General features: G+C 33.4%; 19 protein-coding genes. 10 read left to right on the top strand and 9 right to left on the bottom strand.

The window, feature by feature from the left end; genetic code table 11:
- Positions 1–75 precede the first annotated feature (75 nt).
- A complete protein-coding gene (locus ACFFLS_RS05990) occupies positions 76–1,392 on the top strand; it encodes an ammonium transporter (RefSeq protein ID WP_379685634.1) in 1,317 nt (438 codons plus the stop codon).
- A gap of 383 nt (positions 1,393–1,775) precedes the next feature.
- Here the strand turns inward: ACFFLS_RS05990 and ACFFLS_RS05985 are convergent, their stop codons facing one another.
- The 3 genes from ACFFLS_RS05985 to ACFFLS_RS05975 form a co-directional block, all read right to left on the bottom strand.
- On the bottom strand, positions 1,776–3,875 hold the full coding sequence (locus ACFFLS_RS05985) for a protein-disulfide reductase DsbD family protein (RefSeq protein WP_379685633.1): 2,100 nt from the start codon (positions 3,873–3,875) through the stop codon (positions 1,776–1,778).
- Positions 3,875–5,185, bottom strand: coding sequence for a tRNA lysidine(34) synthetase TilS (tilS, locus tag ACFFLS_RS05980; protein ID WP_379685632.1), 1,311 nt, complete (start codon positions 5,183–5,185; stop codon positions 3,875–3,877). The genes ACFFLS_RS05985 and tilS overlap by 1 nt, the downstream gene beginning before the upstream one ends.
- Positions 5,186–5,370: 185 nt before the next feature.
- The gene (locus ACFFLS_RS05975) at positions 5,371–6,657 is read right to left on the bottom strand and encodes an anthranilate synthase component I family protein (RefSeq protein ID WP_379685631.1); all 1,287 of its coding nucleotides are present in this window, start codon (positions 6,655–6,657) and stop codon (positions 5,371–5,373) included.
- Positions 6,658–6,834: 177 nt separating this feature from the next.
- On the opposite strand from ACFFLS_RS05975, the gene ACFFLS_RS05970 reads away from it, so the two are divergent.
- Both ACFFLS_RS05970 and ACFFLS_RS05965 read left to right on the top strand, forming a co-directional pair.
- Positions 6,835–7,731 (top strand): DUF4349 domain-containing protein, encoded by an 897-nt coding sequence (locus ACFFLS_RS05970; RefSeq protein WP_379685630.1) that lies wholly within the window; start codon positions 6,835–6,837, stop codon positions 7,729–7,731.
- 209 nt (positions 7,732–7,940) lie between these two features.
- Positions 7,941–8,315 carry a DoxX family membrane protein gene (locus tag ACFFLS_RS05965; RefSeq protein ID WP_379685629.1) on the top strand — a complete coding sequence of 125 codons (375 nt, stop codon included), beginning with the start codon at positions 7,941–7,943 and terminating at the stop codon, positions 8,313–8,315.
- Positions 8,316–8,374: 59 nt separating this feature from the next.
- Here the strand turns inward: ACFFLS_RS05965 and ACFFLS_RS05960 are convergent, their stop codons facing one another.
- Both ACFFLS_RS05960 and lpdA read right to left on the bottom strand, forming a co-directional pair.
- On the bottom strand, positions 8,375–8,914 hold the full coding sequence (locus ACFFLS_RS05960) for a lipocalin family protein (protein WP_379685628.1): 540 nt from the start codon (positions 8,912–8,914) through the stop codon (positions 8,375–8,377).
- 165 nt (positions 8,915–9,079) lie between these two features.
- Positions 9,080–10,483, bottom strand: coding sequence for a dihydrolipoyl dehydrogenase (gene lpdA, locus ACFFLS_RS05955; RefSeq protein ID WP_379685627.1), 1,404 nt, complete (start codon positions 10,481–10,483; stop codon positions 9,080–9,082).
- A gap of 495 nt (positions 10,484–10,978) precedes the next feature.
- On the opposite strand from lpdA, the gene ACFFLS_RS05950 reads away from it, so the two are divergent.
- The 5 genes from ACFFLS_RS05950 (at position 10,979) to ACFFLS_RS05930 (ending at position 15,122) form a co-directional block, all read left to right on the top strand.
- The gene (locus ACFFLS_RS05950) at positions 10,979–11,326 is read left to right on the top strand and encodes a YARHG domain-containing protein (protein ID WP_379689244.1); all 348 of its coding nucleotides are present in this window, start codon (positions 10,979–10,981) and stop codon (positions 11,324–11,326) included.
- Positions 11,319–11,984, top strand: a complete 666-nt coding sequence (locus ACFFLS_RS05945) for an N-acetylmuramoyl-L-alanine amidase (protein WP_379685625.1) — start codon at positions 11,319–11,321, stop codon at positions 11,982–11,984. Before ACFFLS_RS05950 ends, ACFFLS_RS05945 begins: the two co-directional genes overlap by 8 nt.
- Before the next feature lie 212 nt (positions 11,985–12,196).
- On the top strand, positions 12,197–12,949 hold the full coding sequence (locus ACFFLS_RS05940) for a hypothetical protein (protein WP_379685624.1): 753 nt from the start codon (positions 12,197–12,199) through the stop codon (positions 12,947–12,949).
- A gap of 170 nt (positions 12,950–13,119) precedes the next feature.
- Complete coding sequence (locus tag ACFFLS_RS05935; protein ID WP_379685623.1) at positions 13,120–14,136, top strand: leucine-rich repeat domain-containing protein; 1,017 nt, start codon at positions 13,120–13,122, stop codon at positions 14,134–14,136.
- A gap of 161 nt (positions 14,137–14,297) precedes the next feature.
- Positions 14,298–15,122, top strand: a complete 825-nt coding sequence (locus ACFFLS_RS05930; protein ID WP_379685622.1) for a hypothetical protein — start codon at positions 14,298–14,300, stop codon at positions 15,120–15,122.
- 91 nt (positions 15,123–15,213) lie between these two features.
- Here ACFFLS_RS05930 and ACFFLS_RS05925 read toward each other — a convergent pair whose 3' ends face one another.
- Positions 15,214–15,672: an Lrp/AsnC family transcriptional regulator gene (locus ACFFLS_RS05925; protein ID WP_053471104.1), complete on the bottom strand. Its 459-nt coding sequence runs from the start codon at positions 15,670–15,672 to the stop codon at positions 15,214–15,216.
- A gap of 411 nt (positions 15,673–16,083) precedes the next feature.
- Here ACFFLS_RS05925 and ACFFLS_RS05920 point away from each other — a divergent pair, with 411 nt between their 5' ends.
- Complete coding sequence (locus ACFFLS_RS05920; protein WP_379685621.1) at positions 16,084–17,286, top strand: aminotransferase class I/II-fold pyridoxal phosphate-dependent enzyme; 1,203 nt, start codon at positions 16,084–16,086, stop codon at positions 17,284–17,286.
- A gap of 128 nt (positions 17,287–17,414) precedes the next feature.
- Here the strand turns inward: ACFFLS_RS05920 and ACFFLS_RS05915 are convergent, their stop codons facing one another.
- Together ACFFLS_RS05915 and ACFFLS_RS05910 are read right to left on the bottom strand one after the other, a co-directional pair.
- Positions 17,415–18,509, bottom strand: coding sequence for a DUF695 domain-containing protein (locus tag ACFFLS_RS05915; protein WP_379685620.1), 1,095 nt, complete (start codon positions 18,507–18,509; stop codon positions 17,415–17,417).
- Between the two features lie 310 nt (positions 18,510–18,819).
- The gene (locus ACFFLS_RS05910) at positions 18,820–20,751 is read right to left on the bottom strand and encodes an amino acid permease (protein WP_379685619.1); all 1,932 of its coding nucleotides are present in this window, start codon (positions 20,749–20,751) and stop codon (positions 18,820–18,822) included.
- Positions 20,752–21,140: 389 nt separating this feature from the next.
- Between ACFFLS_RS05910 and ACFFLS_RS05905 the strand changes: the two genes are divergently transcribed.
- The gene (locus ACFFLS_RS05905) at positions 21,141–22,301 is read left to right on the top strand and encodes a Gfo/Idh/MocA family protein (protein ID WP_379689242.1); all 1,161 of its coding nucleotides are present in this window, start codon (positions 21,141–21,143) and stop codon (positions 22,299–22,301) included.
- A 164-nt stretch (positions 22,302–22,465) separates the two neighbouring features.
- Here ACFFLS_RS05905 and ACFFLS_RS05900 read toward each other — a convergent pair whose 3' ends face one another.
- Entirely contained in the window at positions 22,466–23,419 is a 954-nt protein-coding gene (locus tag ACFFLS_RS05900) for a YARHG domain-containing protein (protein ID WP_379685616.1), read from the bottom strand.
- Positions 23,420–23,438: the final 19 nt, after the last annotated feature.

The raw sequence follows: 23,438 nt of genomic DNA, 5'->3' as shown, positions 1-23,438 counted from the left end.
AACACAAGACCCTATTTTTTATTGGGGTATCAAATCATTTTATACTTTTATGAAAAATTTTAAAACTAAATAACTATGCGAAAAATTATTTTAAGTGTGATTCTTATCACTATTTTGGTACTAACCTTTATTTCGAACTTTATCATTGCAGACAACCCAATTCCGGCAGAAGCTGTAAAGTTTGATACAGGAGATACTGCCTGGATGATCGTTGCAACTGCATTTGTATTGTTAATGACTCCGGGACTAGGATTTTTCTATGGAGGTATGGTAGGTAAGAAAAACGTAATTAGTACTATGCTTCAAAGTTTTATGGCAATGGTAATTGTTACTATTTTATGGACTGTTGTTGCTTTTGGATTGGCTTTCGGACCAACTATTGGAGGGATTATCGGAAATCCATCTTATAATTTATTCTTCGAAGGAGTTGGAACTAATACAGCTTGGAGCCTTGCACCAACAATTCCTTTTATATTATTCGCATTATTTCAGGCAAAATTCGCTATCATTACTCCTGCATTAATTACAGGTGCTTTTGCAGAACGTGTACGTTTCTGGGCTTATTTGTTATTCATGGTTTTATTTATCTTATTCATATACACTCCTCTTGCACACATGACTTGGCATCCTGATGGAGTTTTCTTTAAAATGGGAGTTCTTGACTTCGCTGGTGGAACTGTAGTACACATGAGCGCTGGATGGGCTGCATTGGCTGGAGCAATCTTCTTAGGAAAAAGAAAAGTTCAAAAAGTTAACCCAGCTAGAATTACTTATGTATTATTAGGAACAGGTTTACTTTGGTTCGGATGGTTTGGTTTTAACGCAGGTTCTGCATTAGGAGCTAACGGTCTTGCTGCTCAAGCTTTAGGAACAACTACTGTTGCTGCCGCAGCTGCTGCAATGGCTTGGGTATTCCTTGATAAAATTTTAGGACACAAATTATCTGCTCTTGGAGCTTGTATCGGAGCGGTTGTAGGTCTTGTAGCTATTACTCCTGCTGCTGGTTTCGTAAGCATCTCTCACGCTATCTTCATCGGTTTATTCTCTGCAATTGTGAGTAACCTAGTAGTAAGCAAATTCCCTAAAGGAAAAATTGATGATGCTTTAGATGTATTTGCTTGTCACGGTGTTGGTGGTATGGTAGGTATGCTTTTAACTGGTGTTTTCGCTTCAAAAGCAATCAACCCAGCTGTTGGTGATAACCAAGGTTTAATCTTCGGAACTCCAACATTATTCATCAACCAATTAACTGCTTTGGTTGTGGTGTCAATCTTTGCTTTTGTTGCTTCTTATGCTTTATTCTTTATCGTAAACAAAATCACTCCTCTAAGAGTTACTGAAGAAAAAGAAGATTTAGGATTAGACATCTCTCAACACGGAGAATTCTTGTAAGATATTAATTTTCACTTTCATATTGATAAAAAAGCGCTCTAATCACTTAGAGCGCTTTTTTTAATTACCGATGAAACATTCCTACGGAATGACAAATCGAGGTAGATTCTTTTCATTAAATACCGCAAAAAGGATATCCTAAAAATCTATACCAACTCTTTTTGTTTCATCATTTTCATCTATAAACATTCTACGGAATGATGACAAATCGATTTAAATAGCTTTCATCAAAAACAAACAAGATAATTACATAAAAAAGGCTGTCTCAAAAATAGATACAGCCTTTTTGCTTGAATTAATTTCAACCCCCAAAGAAAAATTAATTTGTTAGAATACAGCTTTAAAGCTCAAAATTCTTTATTCTTTATTCTTTATTCAAAAATCTATTTAAAATTAGAAATTCCTTCTTTTAACCACTTCAAATATTCATCAGTTCCTACGTAGCTGATTGTTGGTTTAGAAGAATTTAAATTGTTGCCTTCTGCATCTGTAATCACATACAAAGGCTGTGTATTGGTTTTATATTTCGAAATCATAAAATCTGTCCATTTATCGCCAGTAGTTTCTATTTTTTCGCCAGCTTCGGTAACAAACTGCTTTTCTTTTGGCAATTCGCGTTTATCATCAACGTAAAGCGAAATCAAAACTACATCATTTTTCAGAATTGGCAATACAGCAGCTTCAGACCAAACATTACTTTCCATTTTTCGGCAGTTTACGCAGGCATAACCTGTAAAATCAAGCATAATCGGTTTTTTGACTTTTTTGGCATAAGCTACACCATCTTCATAATCATGAAAAACCACAATTCCGTGAGGACCTAATTCTGCCCCTTCAGGAAGATTTTTAGCAGATTCAGCGGTAACGGCTCCATGACCTGACCCTCCTATTCCAAACGGACTCTCACTATATTGTTGAGGCGGCGGAAAAGCGCTGATTAATTTTAATGGCGCTCCCCAAAGGCCTGGAATCAAATAAATGGTAAAGGCAAGAGTTATCAAACCTAAATACAATCTTCCAACTGAAATATGATTTGTCGGACTATCATGTGGCAATGTGATTTTCCCGAATAAATACAAGGCAAGAGCAGCGAAAATAGCAATCCAAATTACCAAGAAAACTTCTCTTTCTAAGAAATGCAATTGCAGTACTAAATCGGCATTTGATAAAAACTTAAAGGCAAAAGCCAATTCTAAAAATCCTAAAAATACTTTTACGGTATTAAGCCACCCGCCTGATTTTGGAAGTGAATTCAACCAACCCGGAAACATTGCAAAGAGCATGAATGGCAATGCAAGCGCAGATGAAAAGCCCAACATGCCGACAATCGGACCCGAAATCCCGTTTGTTGCCGCTTCAACCAAAAGCGGTCCTACAATTGGTCCAGTACATGAGAAAGATACAATTGCCAAAGCAAGTGCCATAAACAAAATTCCGATTATACCGCCTTTGTCTGCCTGCTGATCTACTTTGTTTGCCCATGAATTTGGAAGCATAATTTCGAAACCTCCCAAAAATGATGTTGCGAAAACAATCAGTAGGACAAAGAACCCGAGGTTAAAATATACGTTTGTTGCTAATGAATTTAAAGCGTCTGCACCAAAAATAAATGAAACCAAAAATCCAAGTGAAACATAAATTCCAATGATTGATAATCCGTAAATAACAGCATTTCTGATTCCTTTTGCTCTGCTTTTGCTTTGTTTTGTAAAAAAGCTCACGGTCATTGGAATCATTGGGAATACGCAAGGCGTGAATAATGCAGCAAAACCTCCTAAAAAAGCAAAGAAAAAGATAGACCATAAACTTCTTGAAGAAGACGATTGTTCTAAATCGCCTTTTACTTTTGCCACATCATTATCTGCTTTTTGCACTTCAGTCTTTTCAGATACTGCAGTCTTACTCACAGTATCAACAGCCAGTCCAACTACTTTTGTCTCGTCTAATTTTGCTTCTGAAACTACTGGAATATCTTCTTTTTTGAAAACTGCAGGAACGGCTATTGAGAATTTTTTATTAGAATTGATGCAAACTTCTTTACAAACCTGATAATCAAACTCAGCTTCTACTGTTTTTAAATTTGGGTTTATAATCGTTATTTCTTGCTCAATATGAGCTTTTCCTTCAAAAAAAGTTTCGTTTACGCCAAAAACATCATTAAAAGCTGTTTTGGTTTTACTTTCTTTTGCTTTTCCGACAAGCTCGTAATTTCCTTTTTGATTTTTGAATGAAATTTCAAGCGCAAGCGGTCCGCCATCTGGTGTAAACTGCGAGTACATGTGCCAATCTTTTTCGATTACAGCGTCAAAAATAAGAACGGCTTTATTTTCAGATTTTTTTTCAATTTTAGAAGTCCACTTTACCGGTTCAATCATTTGTGCATTCGCATCAGCAAAAGCAAAAAAGAAAATCAGTAAAGATAAAAGGAATTTAATCCCTTTATTTCTTGGAATAACGGTCTGCTTATTAAGAGTAAAGTTCATTATTGCAATTCTATTTTTAATATTTTGTTTGTGGTATTATTTATTTTAAAACGTTCATCCTGTCTGATTCCAACAACCCATATTATCTGGTTGTCAGAACATAAAATCCATGTTTTTTCTTTTTCCAGCAACGACAGCTTTTCATCTTTAAAAAGCTTGCTTACTTTCTTAGACTTTCCACTCATTCCAAAAGGACAAAAAACATCTCCTTCTTTCCATTTACGAAGCACCAATGGAAACTGGATTTTTTCGGCGTCAACAAATATAGTTCTATTTGATCCGAATGTTGTGTGACCTACGTTACAAAGAGTCATTTTTAAGGGAAAATTAACTTCTGTATCGTTTTCATGAATTTCAAATTCATCTTTTTCTGATATTTCAGAAATTGGACTCAAAATCAGCGTTTCTCTATTCTTTAAAAGTCTAAATTCATGGGCAAAAACCTGTTTTCCAGACTGGCTTTCAACCAAATCATAAATATCATTCCAAGCAGAAAACCCAAATTCGTTCAGCCATTGATATAAATAGGATTTGTAATTAGGAAGTTTTTTCAGTTTATTTAAATCAAAATGAATATCCTCTCCCACTTCTTTGGCCACCTGCTGATAAATCATAATTGAAGCATCTTCGACCATTTCTTTTGTTTCACGCAGGTACGATTGCGTTTTCTGGAGCGTGTCGAGAAAATTAACATTGATTTCCTTTAAAACCGGAACCAAATCATGGCGTATTTTATTTCTAAGGTATTTTGTCGAAGCATTACTGCTGTCTTCCCGCCATTCTATCTTATTTTCTTCAGCAAATTTTAGAATTTCTTCTCTTGAAAAAGGCAATAGTGGCCGAATGATTTTATCATTTTGTTCTGGAATGCCGATTAATCCTTCTAATCCGCTTCCACGCGAAAGATTGATGATAAAAGTTTCAAGATTGTCATCTGCATGATGTGCTGTCAAGAGATAATCAAAGTTTTTTTCTTCTAAAAGTTCATAAAACCAGCTGTATCGAAGTTCTCTTGCAGCAACCTGAATGGAGAGTTTATAATCTTGAGCAAAAGCTTCGGTATCGAATTGAGTGGTAAAAATTGGGATATTATTTTGAATACAATAATTTTGAATGAATTCCTGATCGCCAAAACTTTCCAGACTGCGCAACTGAAAATTACAATGCAAAACTGCTATTTGATAAGGAAGTTTATGAAGCAAATGCAGTAAAACCATACTGTCTAATCCTCCGCTTACAGCAAGAAAAAGTTTTTTTTCTGCCAAAAATGGAAATCGAGATACGATATGATTTTGAAATTTTGAAAACATCTGATAAAAGTAAAAAATTAAATTTGATCTATTCTTAAACGAAATGTTAAGTACGTTTTTTTCCTGCCACGAATTACACAAATTTCCACTAATTTTTTTCCTAGAATTTGTAGATAAAAAAATATAGCCACAGATTAAATGATTAAAAAAATCTGTGCAAATCTTTTTAATCTGTGGTAAAAAAATTATCTCAAAACTTCATGCATTGCTTTGGCTTTCAAAAGACATTCTTCGTATTCATTTTCAGGAATAGAAAGCGATGTTATGGCGCTTCCGACAGAAAACGAAACGTATTGTTTTTCTTGATTATATAAAATACTCCTGATTACGACATTAAAATCAAAATCTCCGTCGGGAGAAAAATAGCCAACGGCACCGCTATACAATCCTCTTTTGGTTTCTTCGAGATTTTCGATGATTTTCATTACCGAAATTTTTGGCGCTCCGGTCATACTTCCCATCGGAAAAGTTGTCTTTAAAACATCTACTACTGAAAATTGAGAATCTAATTGTGAAGTTACCGTCGAAATCATTTGATGCACCTGAAGAAAAGAATAGATTTTGCAAAGTTCTTCAACCTTTACCGATCCTTTTTTTGCTGTATGCGATAAATCATTTCGAACCAAATCGGTTATCATTATGTTTTCTGCTCGTTCTTTCGCATCAGATTTTAAAAACTGCTTTGACTTTTCATCTTCTTCTGAATCTGGAAAACGTTTTGAAGTTCCTTTAATAGGTTGCGAAATAATTGTTTGGCCGTTCTTCTTTAAATAGCGCTCTGGCGAAGCCGAAAGCAGGTAGTTTTTATTGTTTTTAAAAAAAACTGAGAAAGGTGCCTGCGAAATTTCATTGAGTTTCTGAAATTTCTCCAACGGATTAATCATCGCTTTTTCTGCATAAAACTCCATACAGAAATTTGCCTCGTACATATCGCCCTGATGAATATGCGTAAGCATTCTATTGACTTTTTCTACGTATAATTCCTTCGAAATTCGCTGTTTTACTTCAATTTTATTTAACGTTTCAAAAGAAGTCGCTTCGATTTGATTTATTTCATTAAAATCATCTTCCACTTCATCATCACAAAACAACAAATAGCAAATTTCAAGCTGATTTCCTTTCAATAAAAATAATTTCTTGGGTTGAAAAAAAAACAAATCGGGAAAGTTCAATCCATCAAAATTATTAGATTCTAAATTCTCGATATCATTTTTCAAATCATAGGAAAGATATCCAAAAAGCCAGTCTTTGGTATTCTGCTGGTATTGTTTTAAGTCTTCAAAAGCATTGAAATAATCAGTCTGCAGCGAAGTAAAAGCATCTGCAGCAAGAACAAAATCAAACGAAGAATACAGATCTGGATAGGAATTGCTGTCTAAAAAAACAACTTCACGAAACTGCTGTGACCAACTCAAAAGCTGTTCTTTAAAGCGTTTTGGATCTGAAATATTTTTATGAATGGAAACTCTCAAAAACGAAAAATTTAAAACTCCAAAATTACGACAAAAAAAATCCTTCAATAAAAGAATCTTACAAAAATATTGGCACGCTTTTTAGTATAACGAATTTGTACAAATTCGCGAATATTTAACACCAAATGCATTTGCATCGTGTAAATGCTTTATTAAAAAATCAAATATTTAACCTTTATGAAAACAACTGCAAAATTAGGTTTGACCGCCTTTGCCACAATTACATTACTATTTTCCTGCAAAAAAGCAGATTACGCTTCAGAAGACTCTTCCACCGATGCCAAAATGATGACAGACAGTACTGCAATTTCATCTTCGGCAGCTGTTGTCCCGAAAGACAGCAAGCAGAAATTCATCAGAACGGCAGATATTAAGTTTAAGGTTAAAAACGTTGTCAAGTCTACTTATGCTATAGAAAATGCAGTTCAAAAATTTGGAGGTTTTGTAACATACACCAACCTGCAAAGCACTATACTCAATCAGATAAAAACAAAAGTCAGCCAAGACAGCACGCTGGAAACCACTAAATATTATGTAGAAAACAATATCATCATCCGTGTTCCAAATACACAGCTGGACACCATCATCAAAACAATAGCCAAACAGATTGATTTTCTGAATTATCGTATTATCAAAGCAGATGATGTTTCGCTAAAAATGCTTTCGAACCAGCTTTCGCAGCAAAGAAGTGCCGTTACGCAAAAAAGAGTACAAACCGCTATTGATTCTAAAGGCAAAAAGATAAATGACGTTATTGATGCCGAAAACACATTAGCAAACCAAAAAGAAGAACACGACAACAGAACAGTTGAAAATTTATCCTTGCAGGATCAGGTTAATTTCAGCACGGTAACGCTTCAACTGTATCAAAACGAAACGATAAAACAAGAAATGGCTGTAAGCGAAAAAGAAAGCGATGCTTACAAGCCAAATTTAGGAATCCAGATTATAGATGCTCTAAAAAGTGGCTGGTATATATTGCAGGCAATTCTGGTTTTCTTTATTAATATATGGCCTTTCATTTTATTGGCTGCGGGCGGATTTTTCCTTTATAAAAAATACATCAAGAAATAAGAAAAGTGCTAATAAACAGCAAAATAGTAACAAAAAATTCATTATATTTGATAGAGCATTAAACTAATCCCAAAATAGAATATTATTGATTGTTAAATTCTCAATAAAATAAGTCTTAAAAAAGATTTTCATTTTATTTGAAGAATATTGATTTTGCGTTTTCAACACATTAACTATATCATTTTTAACCTCTTTTAATTCTAAGTATTATGAAAATTGCTACTATTATTGTCCGCGTTTTGATTGGTTTATTGTTACTTTTTGCCTCTATATCCTTTTTCTTTAAATTAGCTCCAGAACCAGAAACAACTGGTAATTTTAAGGCATTTAATATGGGATTAGTCGCTTCCACTTATTTGCTTCCGTTAGCAAAAACAGTAGAATTGCTTTGCGGAGTTGCATTTGTTACAGGGCGCTTTGTCACTTTGGCAAACATTTTAATTTTACCAATTACAGTAAATATCCTGTTTATTAATTATTTCTTGGCTCCAGAAGGTCTTCCTATTGCAGGTCTGCTTTTTGTGGGCAATTTATTCTTGATTTACAGATATTGGGATAATTACAAAACCGTTTTCACCCCTTGATCCAGTAAGGACATTAAATAGAAAACCCGGCAGATAAAATCTACCGGGTTATTTTTTTACTAGCTTTTGTCGTGTCTTACCCAGACAAGTTCGGATGTTTTATAACCAATTTCCTGAGCTTTTTTCAGGAATTCTGTTTTAACGCTTTCCGGAATCTGAGTTTGCCTTGAAAGAATCCACAAGTATTTCAAATTTTCACCAGCGACCAAAGCATATTTATAATTTTGATCTAAGGCTACAACATTGTAACCAGAATAAAAAGGACCAAAAAATGAGACCTTAAGCATACCGATATCGTCTTTTTTGACGAATTTGGCTTTCCCGATGCTCTCTTCCCACTTGTCTTTTTTGACATTATAGCCCTTATTATCAACTTTTATAGTTCCGTCTTCGTATAAGGAATATTCAGCAGTTACGTTGTCCAAATCTCTTTCCCATTTATAATCAAGTCTTGCGATTTCATACCATCGTCCTAAGTATTTTGTGCTTTCAAAATTTCTAACAGGAACTGCTTTTTCCGGAATCTTCGATTTGCAGGAATACAACATTAGTGTAATTCCTGCCCCCAGTAAAACTGGAGCTACATATTTATTTACCATGACGTTATCTCTTTAATATTCACAAAGATAACATCAGAAACATACATCTAATTTACAATTTTTTTATTGAAAATTATATTTTTTGAATAGAATAATTTTCATCAAATAAAAAATCCGTCAAAATACAATTCTGACGGATTTTAGATGATTATTTTTTATTTTACTTTATACGTGTAAAGCTCTATTTTCAGTAGCTGCCAATGCTGCTTCTTTTACCGCTTCCGCGAAAGTTGGATGCGCATGGCTCATTCTTGAAATATCTTCAGCAGAAGCTTTAAATTCCATTGCCGTAACTGCTTCAGCAATTAAATCTGCTGTACGAGCACCAATCATATGAACTCCTAAAACCTCATCTGTTTTCTCATCAGCCAAGATTTTTACGAATCCGTCTAAGTCAGCACTTGCTCTTGCACGTCCTAAAGCTTTGAATGGGAAACTTCCTGATTTGTATTTCACTCCAGCCGCTTTCAATTGCTCTTCAGTTTGTCCAACTGCAGCAACTTCTGGCCAAGTATAAACTACACCAGGAATTAAGTTATAATCGATATGTGGTTTTTGACCTGCTAAAATTTCAGCAACCATTACTCCTTCTTCCTCTGCTTTGTGTGCTAACATTGCTCCACGAACAACGTCTCCAATCGCATAGATATTTGGCGTACTAGTTTGTAAATGGTCGTTTACTTCCACTTGTCCTCTGTCTGAGATTTTTACTCCAGCTTTGTCAGCATTTAATCCGTCTGTGTACGGACGACGACCAACAGAAACTAATGAATAATCTCCTTCAAGAGTGATTGTTTCTCCTTTTGCATTTTCAGCCTGAACTGTAACAGCATCGCCGTTTCTTTCAACTGATTTTACTTTGTGAGAAACGTAGAATTTCATTCCTTGTTTTTTCAAAACTTTAGTTAATTCTTTAGAAAGAGAACCGTCCATTCCTGGAATGATTCTATCCATGAATTCCACTACAGAAACCTGAGCTCCTAAACGAAGGTAAACTTGTCCAAGCTCGATTCCGATAACTCCTCCACCGATGATAACTAAGTGCTTTGGAACTTCTTTTAAAGCTAAAGCTTCAGTAGAAGTAATGATTCTTTCTTTATCTATTTTGATGAACGGTAAAGAAGATGGTTTTGATCCTGTAGCAATTACAGTATATTTTGCTTCGATAGTTTCTGATGTGCCATCAGCTTTTGCAACCGCAATGTGCGTTGCGTCTACGAATGAACCTAAACCATTGAAAACAGTAATTTTATTTTTATCCATTAAGTAGTTGATTCCACCTACGGTTTGATCCACAACGGCTTGTTTGCGCGCAATCATTTTCTCTAAATTGATTTTTACATCACCAGAAACTTCGATTCCGTGGTCTGCAAAATGAGCAATTTCTGAATAATGATGTGAAGAAGATAATAATGCTTTTGAAGGAATACAACCTACGTTAAGGCAAGTTCCGCCTAATGAATTATATTTTTCTACAATTGCAGTTTTAAAACCTAATTGTGCGCAACGAATTGCTGATACATATCCGCCAGGACCTGAACCTATAATGACTACGTCAAATGAACTCATAGTTTGTCTATTTTATTTTTAGCGTCACAAATTTAAGGAATAAAGTTCTTTTTAAAGTTTAAATTTCAATGTTTTTTGTGTGAAATTTGGGTGGGAGTTTTACTGCAAGTAGCGAATATTTAGTCGAAGGTTTGTTAAGATTTTTATTTTTCTAAGTTATGAATTTTTCTCCTTTACTAAAAGATTGCAAAATCCTGTATTGATTGCTCTCCTAATTTATTCAAAGAACTCTGATTATTCATTATAAAAACCATCGATCTCTTTGCTATGTGAGAAATAACCTTATTTTTGTAATGCATTACTTCTAAAAAGCATGTTTGTGACAATCTGTTTTGCTTGGGCGGCAAATCAAAAAATAAGCTTAGTTTAGTCCCAAAACCGCTATAAGTATCGCAACGTTGTAGACAAGCTATACAGAACACAAACAAATAGATAATTTATAAAAGGTATAGCCGAAAACCGTTAATTGTAGGTATAAAATTTAAATAAATAAAAATGAACAAGATTATTTTAATCATGATGCTAGCATTTGGAACACCAAACTTTGTAAATGCACAGAAACACGCCCCACTTCCTCAAACACAATCTCGCAATGTACCAGGTATTTATCCTGAAGGTTCAAAACGTCAATTGAGAGTTTCTGATATTGAAGGACTAACTAGTTGGGACTTAAAAGTTATGCGTAATGAAATATATGCTAGACACAACTATATTTTCAAAACTGATGATATGAAAAATTATTTTAATCAGCAGAATTGGTATACTCCCAGATACAACAATATAGAATCTATGCTAACAGCTTTGGAAAAGAAAAACATTAAATTTATTCAAAGCTATGAATAAGAAATTTATCATGCTTCTTTGTGGGTTGTTTTTTATTATAAATGGTAGAGGTCAAGACAAAAATAGTATTGACATTATCAAGAAACCAATTACATACAATGAAGAAAGAATAAAATTAAGTTTGGAATATTTAAAAGACAGACACGGACTGATACAAACAATTCCAACGATTTCTCCTAAAATTATTGTCTTACATTACACTGCAGGAGGAACACTTAAAAGCAACTTCAATTATTTTAATAATACAAAAATTGAAGAATCAAGAAATTACAATAAAAATCAAAGCCAACTCAATGTTTCAGCTCATTACTTAATTGACAGGGACGGAAAAATTTACCAATTAATAGACGATACCCTTTTTGCAAGACATACCATTGGGCTTAATTATTGTTCAATTGGCATTGAAAACATAGGAAGCAAAACAGAACCTTTGACTGAAGCACAAATCGTATCTAATTCTAAATTGATTAGACATTTGAAAGCCAAGTTCAATATTGAATATGTAATTGGACATAATGAGTATGGAAAATTTAGAAAAACGAAATTATGGAAAGAGACAAATCCTGCTTATTTTACTGGGAAAGAAGACCCCGGTATTATTTTTTTGCAAAAAGTAAGAAATAATATAAAGGACTTGAATCTTAAATATGAACCCTAGCTTGCTACAACACAAGCTACGAGCAAGCTGGGCATTTGGCTTAATTTAGTACCAAACTCGCTGTAGCACCAGAATATTTCACTAAAACCAAACCAACCGAAATGAATAAACAGATCTTAATAGCATTATTCATAATTACTTTTAATTTTTCATATTCTCAAAAATTATTGGCCTCTTGGAGTCAACAGAATATTGAAAATTACACCCGAGAAATGTATGATGAAGCTCAAAAACTTACATCTGCCGAACTTTTAACTAAAAACTTGGATGATAAAAGTTGGAGCGCGGTTTTCTTGACTTTAAATGCTTCACTAAATAATTATGCAAAAGACAAAGATTATTTGAATTCTTTGGCCAATCAATTAACCAACAAAACGGAAACAAAACTTGAAGGTACAAGTCGTTTAATTATTTGGGATAGAATCATAAATAAAGATATAATTTTTGAAGGTAAAGGGCTAGTTATGGATAACGATCTATTCACCGTTTCGGGAAGAGCAAATCAAATTCTGCAAAATTTAACGAAAAAGAATTTTGGATATGTAACAATAAATTCAACTGAAAAAGAACTTAAAAATCTTAAAAATAATTGGTTAAACTATTTATCAAATAAGAATGTTGAAGAATTCAAACCTTTTGAATATACAAATTCTAAAATTCCAGAAATTAGTAGTTTAAATGCCGTTAATGCGCTAATAATTTCATTACAAGCTAATCCTACAAAGGAAGCCATAACTAAAAAGTGTCTAAAAAATGTTTACAAATTAGATGAAATGCCAAAGGACAAAGGTTCTTCTGCAAGTTATTGCAATCCTGACACTTATACATTTGCATATTTAGCAATGTTGTTTGGAGACGAAAAAACTGATGATTCTAAAAATGCTAATTGGTGGTTGAATTTTTGGAATGAAAATCACAAAAAATTAGTTTGGAACTCAGAAAAAGGGATATATCAAATTAAATAACAACAACTATTGCTTAAAGCTATATACCGAACAATTAAAAGATATTAGAAGCAGAGCTAGAAAGAAGAAATAAAGAAAAAAACTATGCTTAACAGTTTTCAAATTTTGTACTAAAATCACGTTTAAGTTTCGCAAGAAATTTTATATTTAACAGAAAAAACTCATAAAAAATGAAATTTATAATATTATTTTTCGCGATAACTATATCTTCACAATTTTGTTTTGGGCAATCAAAAACCATAAAAAATGAAACAAAAATTGACACTTTTGCATTAACAATCGTAAATGAAAGTGAAGGTTTCTCACATGCTGACAATGCTATTACAATGTCCGTTCCACCCAAAAACCTTCGAAAGTATAAAGTTTATAAAAACATTTCTGAGGCTATAAGAAACCCTAAAGAAGTTTTTGTTTTAGACTTGTCTTCCCAGTCTTTAACCGAAATACCTTCGGATATTAAATTATTCACTAATCTTAAGTCCTTAAAATTATCATTCAATGACATTAAAGAAATACCTGAATGGATTTCAGAATACGACAACCTAATTGAATTAAGCTTAGTATCAAATGAATTAAGAAGCATTCCTCCGTCACTTTCTAAATTGAAAAACTTAACACATTTAGATTTAGGAATGAATAAAATTACTGAACTTCCAAAAGACATAGGAGACCTAAGTAATCTAGTAGTTTTTGATTGCGCAAACAACAAAATAAAAGAGTTGCCAAACTCTATTGGAGACCTTAAGAATTTATATCGTTTGGAAATCTCCAGCAACGAATTAAGCACTTTACCAGAAACAATAGGAAATTGTTCTGGTCTTGTTTATTTCAGTTTCTCTTACAATAAAGTTTCTGAATTACCTTCTTCTATCGGAAACTTAAAAAAATTAAGTTGGCTCTATTTTGATAAAAATCAGATTTCGGCACTTCCTGACAGTTTAGTTGAATTAAGTAGCTTGACCTATTTTGGACTTAGCGACAACAAAATAAATAGGTTGCCTGATAATTTTGGAAAACTAACCAATTTGCATGGGTTTGCCATGGACAACAACAACCTGGAATCTTTACCGGATTCATTTTTTACTATGAAATCGTTAGGTGACATTCATTTTAAAAACAACAAACTCAACAGTCAAGTAAAAAAAAGGTTAAAACAAAAATTTAAAGACGTACCATTGTATTTATAGCTTTATACATAATTAGGATAAATGTGCAACTTCTATTTGGCAGGATTGTAAATTTTAGAAATCACATTTTCGTTTCGAAAGAAATTTTATATTCAATAGAAAATAATAGATCCTGAACTTCGCAACAAGCCAAGCGCCAGAACTAACACAGCCAAAAAAAAATGCAACGATACCTATTAATAATAGCACTATTTTTAACTTTCAGCGCTTGTAACCATACGAAACATAAAAATGTTACTGTAATTCCTAATGCTGTTTTCTTAAAAGAAACGAATGACAGCTCAAAAACAACCAAACAAATCCTTGACAAATTCTTGGAGAGTGTATTACAATTGGCCCAAACAGACACAACCAATTATTTTTATGGTGAAGATTCAATTGAAGACGATAAGGTTTTTAGACAAATTTTAATTGGCAAATTCATTGATAAAAAGAAAATAATTGCAACAGAAATAAACATTAAAGATACTATTATCAATTTCTATCTCTTGGAAAGCGGAAATTGGAAAAGAATTGGGAGCGAAAAAACAAATATTTTTATCTATAGAATAAATTTTGATGACCTTGATGGCGACAACAGAAACGAAATAATTACTTCGACTTCGCCAAATATGAATGGCAATACGTGGCAAGAAGTTTATTATTTCTCTAAGAAGACAAATACTATAAATTATGCCGGCTCGTTTTCGACTGACTATATCGTTAAAAAAGATAAAAAACAAATTGAAGAAACCTATGAAGGGAGCTGGTATATGGACAACTCAAAAACACTTTATGAGTGGAGACAAGAGAAATTAGTCCCAATTAAACAAATTATTCTGGCACACGATGTACCAGTCAGCTATGAAAGTAAATTGACTTTTGAATATTATGAAAATCATACCAATGAGATTGAAGGACTAAAATTAAAATTTAAAGAACCCTATGATGACGATAATAAAAAACAGAAACTGCTTTGGGATAATTTTTTCGGCGAAGAAAAATAGGTTGTCTCTCTTCTGAAATCATTGATTGTTAAAACTTTTTTGCCACAAAGACGCAAAGTCTCAAAGAAAAAAATATAAAACCTCAGCATCTTTAAAAAGAAATCACTGTAGAATTCTTCACTTCACTAATCATAAACATGCTTTGTGTACTGCCGATATGTTGCAATGAAGTGAGTTTGGTTACTAAAAACTCACGATAAGCTTCCATATCTTTTACTAATACTTTCAAGATGTAATCGTAATCACCGCTTACATGATGGCATTCTAAAACTTCGTTGAGCTTGATGACTTCACTTTCGAATTTGGTTAGGAACTCTTTTGTGTGCTGAATGAGTTTTAAATGACAGAAAACCACGAATCCTTTTTCGATTTTAGATTTATCGACTAAAGCTGCATAGTTTTTTATTATGCCTTCTCTTTCTAATTTTTTAATTCGTTCGTAAACTGCCGTTACCGAAAGATTGAGTTTTAAAGACAATTCTTTATTCGTCTTTTTACTGTCGGTTTGGAGCAGAACTAAGAGTTTTTTGTCTATTTCGTCTAAAGTCATTTCTGTTTATTGTTTTTGGTTGATCGTTTATTGTTTACAGGAAAAGAATGAAAATCTATTAAATCATGTTCTATAAATCAAATTTAGATTAAAAATCAGAATAAATACATTTTTATAGTTTTAAAATCTAATTTACAAACTACTAATTGATTATTTTTCTAATTCACTCTTACTTTGAATAAAATTTCTTTTGAAAACGAGTGCCCTAGCCCAGATTAAAGCGGAAAGCCCGGAGTAAAAAAGGCATAAGTTTCTTGTTCTAAAAAAGCGACCAACGGAAGCTCTTTTTAGAACATTAGAAACTTTGACTTTTTTATGAGGACTTAAAGCGGAAAGCTGGAAATGGCTTCTAAAAATTTCAAAAAATCAATTTCAACAAACTAAAAACTATCAACCATAAAGAATAAACTTATGAAAAACTTCAACCCAGCAGATAATATTCAGGATTTGCAATACTTTGGGGAATTTGGCGGTGTAAATCCTTCTATTTCTGATTCTTCGACTTATACTTTTCTTTCAGCAAAAACCATGTTTGATACTTTCGAAGGCAATATGGAAGGCTGTTATTTGTATTCGCGCCATTCTTCCCCAAGTAATTTGTATCTAGATCAGGCTTTGGCGGCGATGGAAGGAACCGAAACGGCTAATGTTTCGGCTTCTGGAATGGGAGCGATTACGCCTACTCTATTGCAATTGTGCGGTGCGGGCGATCATATTGTTTCGAGCCGAACGATTTATGGCGGAACGTATGCTTTTCTGAAAAACTTCACTCCAAGATTCGGAATTGAAACGACTTTCGTCGACATTACTAAACTCGATGTAGTCGAAGCTGCAATCACTTCTAAAACGAAAGTTTTGTATTGCGAAACGGTAAGTAATCCGTTATTGGAAGTGGCTGATATTCGCGGTTTGTCGGCAATTGCTAAAAAATACAATTTGAAATTGGTTGTAGACAATACGTTTTCGCCTTTGTCGGTTTCTCCAGCAAAATTGGGTGCTGATATTGTGATTCATAGTTTGACGAAATACATCAACGGAAGCAGTGATACGGTTGGCGGCGTTACTTGCGCTTCTAAAGAATTTATCAATTCGCTTAAAAATGTAAATTCAGGCGCCAGCATGCTTTTGGGGCCAACAATGGACAGTCTGCGTTCTGCGAGCGTGATGAAAAACCTAAGAACGCTTCATATCCGAATTAAACAGCACAGTCACAATGCACATTTTCTAGCTGATCAGTTTGAAAAAGACGGCTTAAAAACGGTTTATCCGGGATTGAAAAGCCATCCGAGTCACGAATTGTACAAAACAATGATCAATCCGGAATACGGTTTTGGAGGTATGCTAACAATCGATGTCGGGACTCTGGAAAAAGCAAACGAATTAATGGAATTGATGCAGAAACGAAATCTAGGCTATCTCGCAGTAAGTTTAGGTTTTTATAAAACGTTGTTCAGTGCGCCAGGAACTTCGACTTCTAGTGAGATTCCGCTAGAAGAACAAAAAGAAATGGGATTAACGGATGGTTTGATTCGTTTTTCGATTGGTTTGGATAATGATATTCAGCGTACTTATGAAATGATGAAATCTTGCATGGTTGATCTCGGTGTTTTGTAGTTTTGCCACAAAGACGCCAAGGCTCTAAGTTTTTGTTTCATGCAGATTTTTAAAGATTTAAGCAGATAAAACAGATTTAGCTTAAATTAAAATCTGTTTTATCTACCAAATCTGCATGAAATAAAAAATTATCTTGGTTCATATGCTCTAAAAGTTCGCCAATATTTGTCTTTGTAGATTTCGTAGCTTATATCGAAAGTTCCATTGTATTTTTTTACAATTTCATCTGCCACTTTTGTCGGTTTTCTGAAGTCTTTACAGGCAAAAAAGATTTCTCTTTTATTGGTTGATGTTTCTCTTCCGATATTCAAATAACCTTCTACATCCTTAAGATTTGGTACGATTTCATCTTCAATATCATTTAGCAACTGATAAGTTTCCTTATCTGGCATTCCGTTATTGTTGCTTCCATCAAACGGAATGGTAATGATAAAAACCCATGGATGAGATGCTTTTTTATCCCATCGCAAAACATCACTATTTATAATTGCGATTACAAGTCCGCCATCTTTTGTAGTTGCCTCAAAGCTCGAATAATTATCGTTTTCAGTGTTGTGTCGCGTGCCATCGTACTTCTCGACAAATTCTTTTTCTCTCCAAATTAAATAATCCTTTAATTTTTCAATCGGAATTAATTCTTCTGAAATACCATTTGACCCAACAATCTTCATGTTGTCAATCAAAGTTACCGAGTGTAATTCGCCTAAATAATTATCCAAGAAAATATAAACACCATTAGTCAAAATTGATCTCTTTTCTTCTACAAAATCATCATATACCACTGTTAAATCAATTTCATCAGGATATCCATCGTGAATGTTCGGATAAAATTTCAAATTATCTTTATTGAATTTAAATCCTTCGTAATCAACACCAATATTCTGGATATCTGATGAAGGTTTTAAAGCTGTAATTTTCCAGCCTTCCATAGAAGGAGCTGCATTTACCAATTCTTCAATAGCATAAATATTTCTGATTGCTCCGTCTGGAGTTAGAATTAATTCGACAGTATTTTCATTAAACATTCCTGTCACAAAATAAATCCCGTCATGGATTTCGTCAAGTTTTGGAGCCAATTTATCAAAAAAACCTTCGTGGATGTTTTGTGCGCTTTTAACGATTTTGAAGAATTCTTTTTCGTGCTTTAAAAACCAATTCCAGAAATCGTTATTCGATTGTATTGTAGCTTCTTTTTTGCCCAATATTTTATCAAGAAAACCCATGTATTATATATTAAATTTAATTTTTAACCGAAAACAAACTTAAGGAAAAGAGGTTTTAAAACATAAGAATATTTCTATAAAAAATGAAAATATTCTAAAACATATTGGCTTTAAATAAGTTAAGTGAAAATTTTTTATTTCGCGCAGATTTAAGCAAATTAGAGCAGATCAATTATATTTTTTAATTTTCAATCATCATCCGTATAAGCATAAATCAATTTATAATTGAGTGAAAACCATTTTTATCAATAAAAAAACCGTTCTGAGAATCCTCAAAACGGCTTTCGTTTAACTTATAGCTCTTAACCTATTACTTTTCTACAAAGTTCAGTTTACTATTTTTTCGGCTGTAGCCAAAATAAATCAGAAGTCCGATTAGTAGCCAAATAGTAAAATAAACCCAGTTCCACACACTTAATTCGGCCATCATATACAGACAGCAAATTAATCCTAAAAGCGGAATTAAAGAAAGATTTTTTCTAAATGCCCAAATAGTTAATCCAACTAAAACAAATAGAAAAATCCACATCGGAATTTTGTGTTTGAACAACTGGAAACCTGATTCGTATTTTAATGAATCATTGATTGGCAATCCTTTTACAACTTCGGCATATTTAGCTTCGTCATCTTGATATTGCCCTAATAAATGCTCTAAATCAGATGTTTCGGCAGTTTTATTATTTACTTCGATGCTTTCTAAATAATTGAAAACTTTTTCAGAATCTTCTTTGTCTAAAGAAGTTACAATAGACGTAGCATCAAAAGTTTGCGCTTCGTTATTGATGAATGCCATTGTCGCTTTGTTGTTGAAAGCAAAAGCATAATACAATCCCACAATAAGCAAAACGGGTAGAATAAATTTTGAATTGACATAAGGTGTCTTGAATTTTCCTCTTGGAATTTCTGGTTTGTTTTGTAAAACCAAAACTCCTGCACAAACCAATACAAAGGCAAATAAAGTTCCGATACTGCATAAATCGGTTACCATCGTCAAGTTTAAGAATAATGCTGGAACTGCTACTACAAATCCTGTTACAACAGTCGCAAAAGATGGTGTTTTGAATTTTGGGTGAACGGTAGAGAATTTCTTTGGCAGTAATCCGTCACGACTCATACTCATCCAGATACGAGGCTGTCCCATTTGGAAAACCAATAAAACGCTCGCCATTGCCACAACTGCACTTACAGCGATAATTCCCGACATCCATTTTAAATCTAATTTATCGAAAACAAATGCAAGAGGATCTCCAACATTCAATTCGTGGTATTTTACCATTCCAGTTAAAACTAAAGCGATAGCGATGTATAAAATAGTACAAATAATAATTGCCCACATCATGCCTCGTGGTAAATCGCGTTGCGGATTTTTACATTCTTCGGCTGTTGTCGAAATCGCATCAAAACCAATATAGGCAAAGAAAACGGCTGAAACTCCTTTTAAAACTCCACTAACGCCATTTGGCGCAAACGGATCCCAATTGGCAGTATCTACATAAAAAATCCCAACTGCAATTACCAAAAGAACCACACAAAGTTTTACAACTACCATTAAGTTGCTTGCATTACGAGATTCTTTCATTCCTCTGTAAACCAAAGCTGTAATCAAAATAATGATAAATAAGGCTGGTAAATCGGTTACAAAATGAAAAGAACCAAATGTTGGCGCAGTTGTCCATGCAGTGTGTGCATCTTGTAAAGCCGTACTTAAATTTCCGAATGATTTCCCTCCTCGCATTAAAGCTTCAGCGTCTTTAAATCCGTTTGAAGCCGTTAGGTAATCCATCTGAATCCATTGTGGGAGATTGATTCCGCCACTTTTAAGAAGTCCGGTAAAGTAATCGCTCCACGATATGGCGACTGTTATATTTCCGACGGCATATTCCATGATTAAAGCCCATCCGATAATCCAGGCAATTAATTCACCAAAAGCAACATACGAATACGTATAAGCGCTTCCTGAAACCGGAACCATCGAAGCAAATTCAGCGTAAGCAAAAGCAGCAAAACTACAAGCCAAAGCAGTAAAAAGGAACAAAAATATTACTGCCGGTCCTCCGTCTGCACTGGCTTTTCCGATGGTACTGAAAATACCTGCACCTACGATTGCCGCAATTCCGAAAGCCGTTAAATCTCTAGTTGTTAAATGTTTCCCTAAAGCATTATGACCGTCTGTTTCGTTCTGTGCAACCTGTTTAAGAATATCTTGCACTGTTTTTTTTCGGAATAAACTTGAAAATGCCATATATATTTTACTGTTATAAATTAATTTAATTCAGTCGTTCTGGTTTTATTTTGCAAATAATGCAAATTTAATCGTTAAATCAAATATATAAAACGATTTTGTTTTAAGTAGTGTTTTTTTTCTGCCACGAATTATTTTTCTGCCACTAAGACTCAAAGGCGCAAATTTCTCTACTCTCTCGATAGCTATAGGTGAGCAACTTACTTTTTTATTTCACGCAGATTAAAAAATGATTTAAGCAGATATCAGCAGATTAGATTCATTTTTTTAAAATTAAATCTGCTAAAATCTGCGTAATCTGCGTGAAACCCTTTTCTTCAATCACAAATGTAACATTTCTCAAAATGAGCTTACTAATTAAGAAGTATTTTATTTTAAAGAATCATTTTATGGAAAAAATCACAAGACGTTCTTTTGTAAATAAATTTGGGCTTGGTGTTGGCGCTTCGGTTGTTATGACGACGCTTCCTTCTTTTTTAACCGAAACAGAAAAAACACACAAACCTTACACGGGAAAAAAATTAAATATTGCTTTATGTGGTTTAGGAAACTATGCTTCACTTCTAGCAGAAGGACTTCAGGTTTCTGAATATTGTCAGCTTACAGGAATCGTAACCGGAACGCCATCAAAAGCCACAACATGGAAGAAAAAATACAACATTCCCGAAAAAAATATTTACAATTATGAAAATTTTGATGCAATAGCAAAAAACAAAGATATTGACTTAGTCTATGTTGTAACTCCAAATGCACTTCATAAAGAGTTTACTGTTCGTGCCGCAAAGGCAGGAAAACATGTTATTGTCGAAAAACCGATGGCAATTACGGTTGAAGATTGCGAAGAAATGATTAAGGTCTGCAATGAAAATAATGTGCAATTAGCCATGGGATATCGTTTGCATTATGAGCCCAATCATTTAGAAGTAAAACGATTGGGCCAAGAAAAAGTTTTAGGACAAGTACGTTACATCGAAACTGGTCTAGGTTATAGTACATACGATATTCGCGACATTAACAAACCTGTAGATTTAAACGTCCGCAATGAGTGGAGACTGACAAAAAAATGGGCAGGCGGCGGTCCGTTAATCAATTTGGGAGTGTATTGCATTCAGATTTCGCGTTACGTTTTAGGCGAAGAACCAATTGCGGTTACTGCACAATTTGGAAATGTAAACAACAAAAACAGATTTTCTGAGGTTGAAGAAAATATTACATGGCAAATGGAATTCCCAAGCGGTGCCGTTGCGAATTGCAGTAGTTCGTATGGTTTTGGTATTGACCGATTTTACGCTGCTGCTGATGAAGGCTTCTTTGAAATGAGCCCAGCTGTAAGCTATGGTCCTTTTGTAGGGAAAAGGTCGGATGGAAAACCATTTAATTTCCCAGTAATAAACCAACAGCAAACGCAAATGGATGAAATTTGCAAAGTGATTCTAGCAAACCAAAAACTTCCAAATCATATTACAGGAGAAGAAGGCATTAAAGATGTTAGAATTATCAATGCAATCTATAAAGCTGCAGAAACTGGGAAGAAAGTAAGTCTGAAATAGTTTTTTTATTTGCCACGAATTGCTCGAATTTTATTCTTCAAAATAGATTAGAGAATTACAAAGATTTTTTCAAACACTAAATGAAAAAATCTTTGTAATTCTCTAATCTGTGACTATATTTTTCTCCCTCATATTGAGCAGATTGAGCAGTTTTTTTTATGAAATTATTCTTGAATAAAAGTCATTTTTTTTGCCATCTTTTTTTGCCATCCGTGAGGTAAAATCGAATGATTATTTTCGACCATCAAATTCATTTGCTCTATAATTTTATCTTGGATTTTCTTTGGCAACGCATAAAAACTAGCATCTACTGTAAAATTTCTTTCATCATCAAGAACTCCATTCTGAATTCTAATTCCTATTTTTTTACCTTTATAGTATAACAGAATTTTAATTCTTCCATCATCATATAAATTAGGTCCGCTGGTGCCATAAATTACAATTGGATCAATAATTCCGTCTTGATCAAAATCTTCCACATAAATGTATCTTGACCAAAACCAGATACTGTCTTCATGACTTTCCTTAAAATCGTTGGTTTCAAAAGTTTTGGTCCAACGATTGTTTTCAATCTTAAAATTGAATGCCTTTACTGCATTATTAAAATTATTGCCTTTAACGTTTTCCTTGTATTTATCTTCTGTCAAAACTAAATAATAACTGCCTGTTTTGTCTTTGTAATCATAAACTTTCCAAATGACAAAATTAATTCCAAGCTCTTTCCTTCTCTCTTTTGTAAAAATTTGATTGATTTTTTCCTCAGATAAAGTTTTATACTTGCTATTCTTTTCGTTGCTTAGATATTCTGATATTTCACTTATTTTCTGAGTAAGAATAGCGATATTTCTAATTTCCGTATCAGAAAAAACAATACTTTTATTATCGTTTACAGGCTTATACCAACTATACTTTTTAAAAAAACCTGAATATTCTGGACTTGAAAAAACATATCCTTTTCTGGCATAAATCTCATTTTTCAATAATTTTAAAGACCGAATATCTTCATTTTCTAATTTGCTTTCATCAATAATTTCAGAGGAACATTTAGAGCAATCTAGTTTATTTTGTGACTTAACAGAAAAAGCAACAAACAGCATTACATAGAAATAAAACTTCATTTTTAATTTTAATTAAATG

The sequence above is a fragment of the Flavobacterium procerum genome (genome assembly GCF_042431625.1).
GTDB classification, from domain to species: Bacteria; Bacteroidota; Bacteroidia; order Flavobacteriales; family Flavobacteriaceae; genus Flavobacterium; species Flavobacterium procerum.
The sequence above is the reverse complement of the archived record's forward strand: the minus strand, read 5'-3'. Positions and strand labels throughout refer to the sequence as shown.

Excerpts from the sequence above, each read along its gene's own strand:
- ACFFLS_RS05925 (WP_053471104.1), bottom strand. The coding sequence starts at position 15,672 with ATGACTTTAGACGAAATAGACAAAAAACTCTTAGTTCTGCTCCAAACC.
- ACFFLS_RS05930 (WP_379685622.1), top strand. The coding sequence starts at position 14,298 with ATGCAACGATACCTATTAATAATAGCACTATTTTTAACTTTCAGCGCT.
- ACFFLS_RS05985 (WP_379685633.1), bottom strand. The coding sequence starts at position 3,875 with ATGAACTTTACTCTTAATAAGCAGACCGTTATTCCAAGAAATAAAGGG.
- ACFFLS_RS05915 (WP_379685620.1), bottom strand. The coding sequence starts at position 18,509 with ATGGGTTTTCTTGATAAAATATTGGGCAAAAAAGAAGCTACAATACAA.
- ACFFLS_RS05945 (WP_379685625.1), top strand. The coding sequence starts at position 11,319 with ATGAATAAGAAATTTATCATGCTTCTTTGTGGGTTGTTTTTTATTATA.
- lpdA (WP_379685627.1), bottom strand. The coding sequence starts at position 10,483 with ATGAGTTCATTTGACGTAGTCATTATAGGTTCAGGTCCTGGCGGATAT.
- ACFFLS_RS05920 (WP_379685621.1), top strand. The coding sequence starts at position 16,084 with ATGAAAAACTTCAACCCAGCAGATAATATTCAGGATTTGCAATACTTT.
- ACFFLS_RS05900 (WP_379685616.1), bottom strand. The coding sequence starts at position 23,419 with ATGAAGTTTTATTTCTATGTAATGCTGTTTGTTGCTTTTTCTGTTAAG.
- ACFFLS_RS05960 (WP_379685628.1), bottom strand. The coding sequence starts at position 8,914 with ATGGTAAATAAATATGTAGCTCCAGTTTTACTGGGGGCAGGAATTACA.
- ACFFLS_RS05990 (WP_379685634.1), top strand. The coding sequence starts at position 76 with ATGCGAAAAATTATTTTAAGTGTGATTCTTATCACTATTTTGGTACTA.
- ACFFLS_RS05940 (WP_379685624.1), top strand. The coding sequence starts at position 12,197 with ATGTATGATGAAGCTCAAAAACTTACATCTGCCGAACTTTTAACTAAA.
- ACFFLS_RS05950 (WP_379689244.1), top strand. The coding sequence starts at position 10,979 with ATGAACAAGATTATTTTAATCATGATGCTAGCATTTGGAACACCAAAC.
- ACFFLS_RS05970 (WP_379685630.1), top strand. The coding sequence starts at position 6,835 with ATGAAAACAACTGCAAAATTAGGTTTGACCGCCTTTGCCACAATTACA.
- tilS (WP_379685632.1), bottom strand. The coding sequence starts at position 5,185 with ATGTTTTCAAAATTTCAAAATCATATCGTATCTCGATTTCCATTTTTG.
- ACFFLS_RS05965 (WP_379685629.1), top strand. The coding sequence starts at position 7,941 with ATGAAAATTGCTACTATTATTGTCCGCGTTTTGATTGGTTTATTGTTA.
- ACFFLS_RS05910 (WP_379685619.1), bottom strand. The coding sequence starts at position 20,751 with ATGGCATTTTCAAGTTTATTCCGAAAAAAAACAGTGCAAGATATTCTT.
- ACFFLS_RS05905 (WP_379689242.1), top strand. The coding sequence starts at position 21,141 with ATGGAAAAAATCACAAGACGTTCTTTTGTAAATAAATTTGGGCTTGGT.
- ACFFLS_RS05935 (WP_379685623.1), top strand. The coding sequence starts at position 13,120 with ATGAAATTTATAATATTATTTTTCGCGATAACTATATCTTCACAATTT.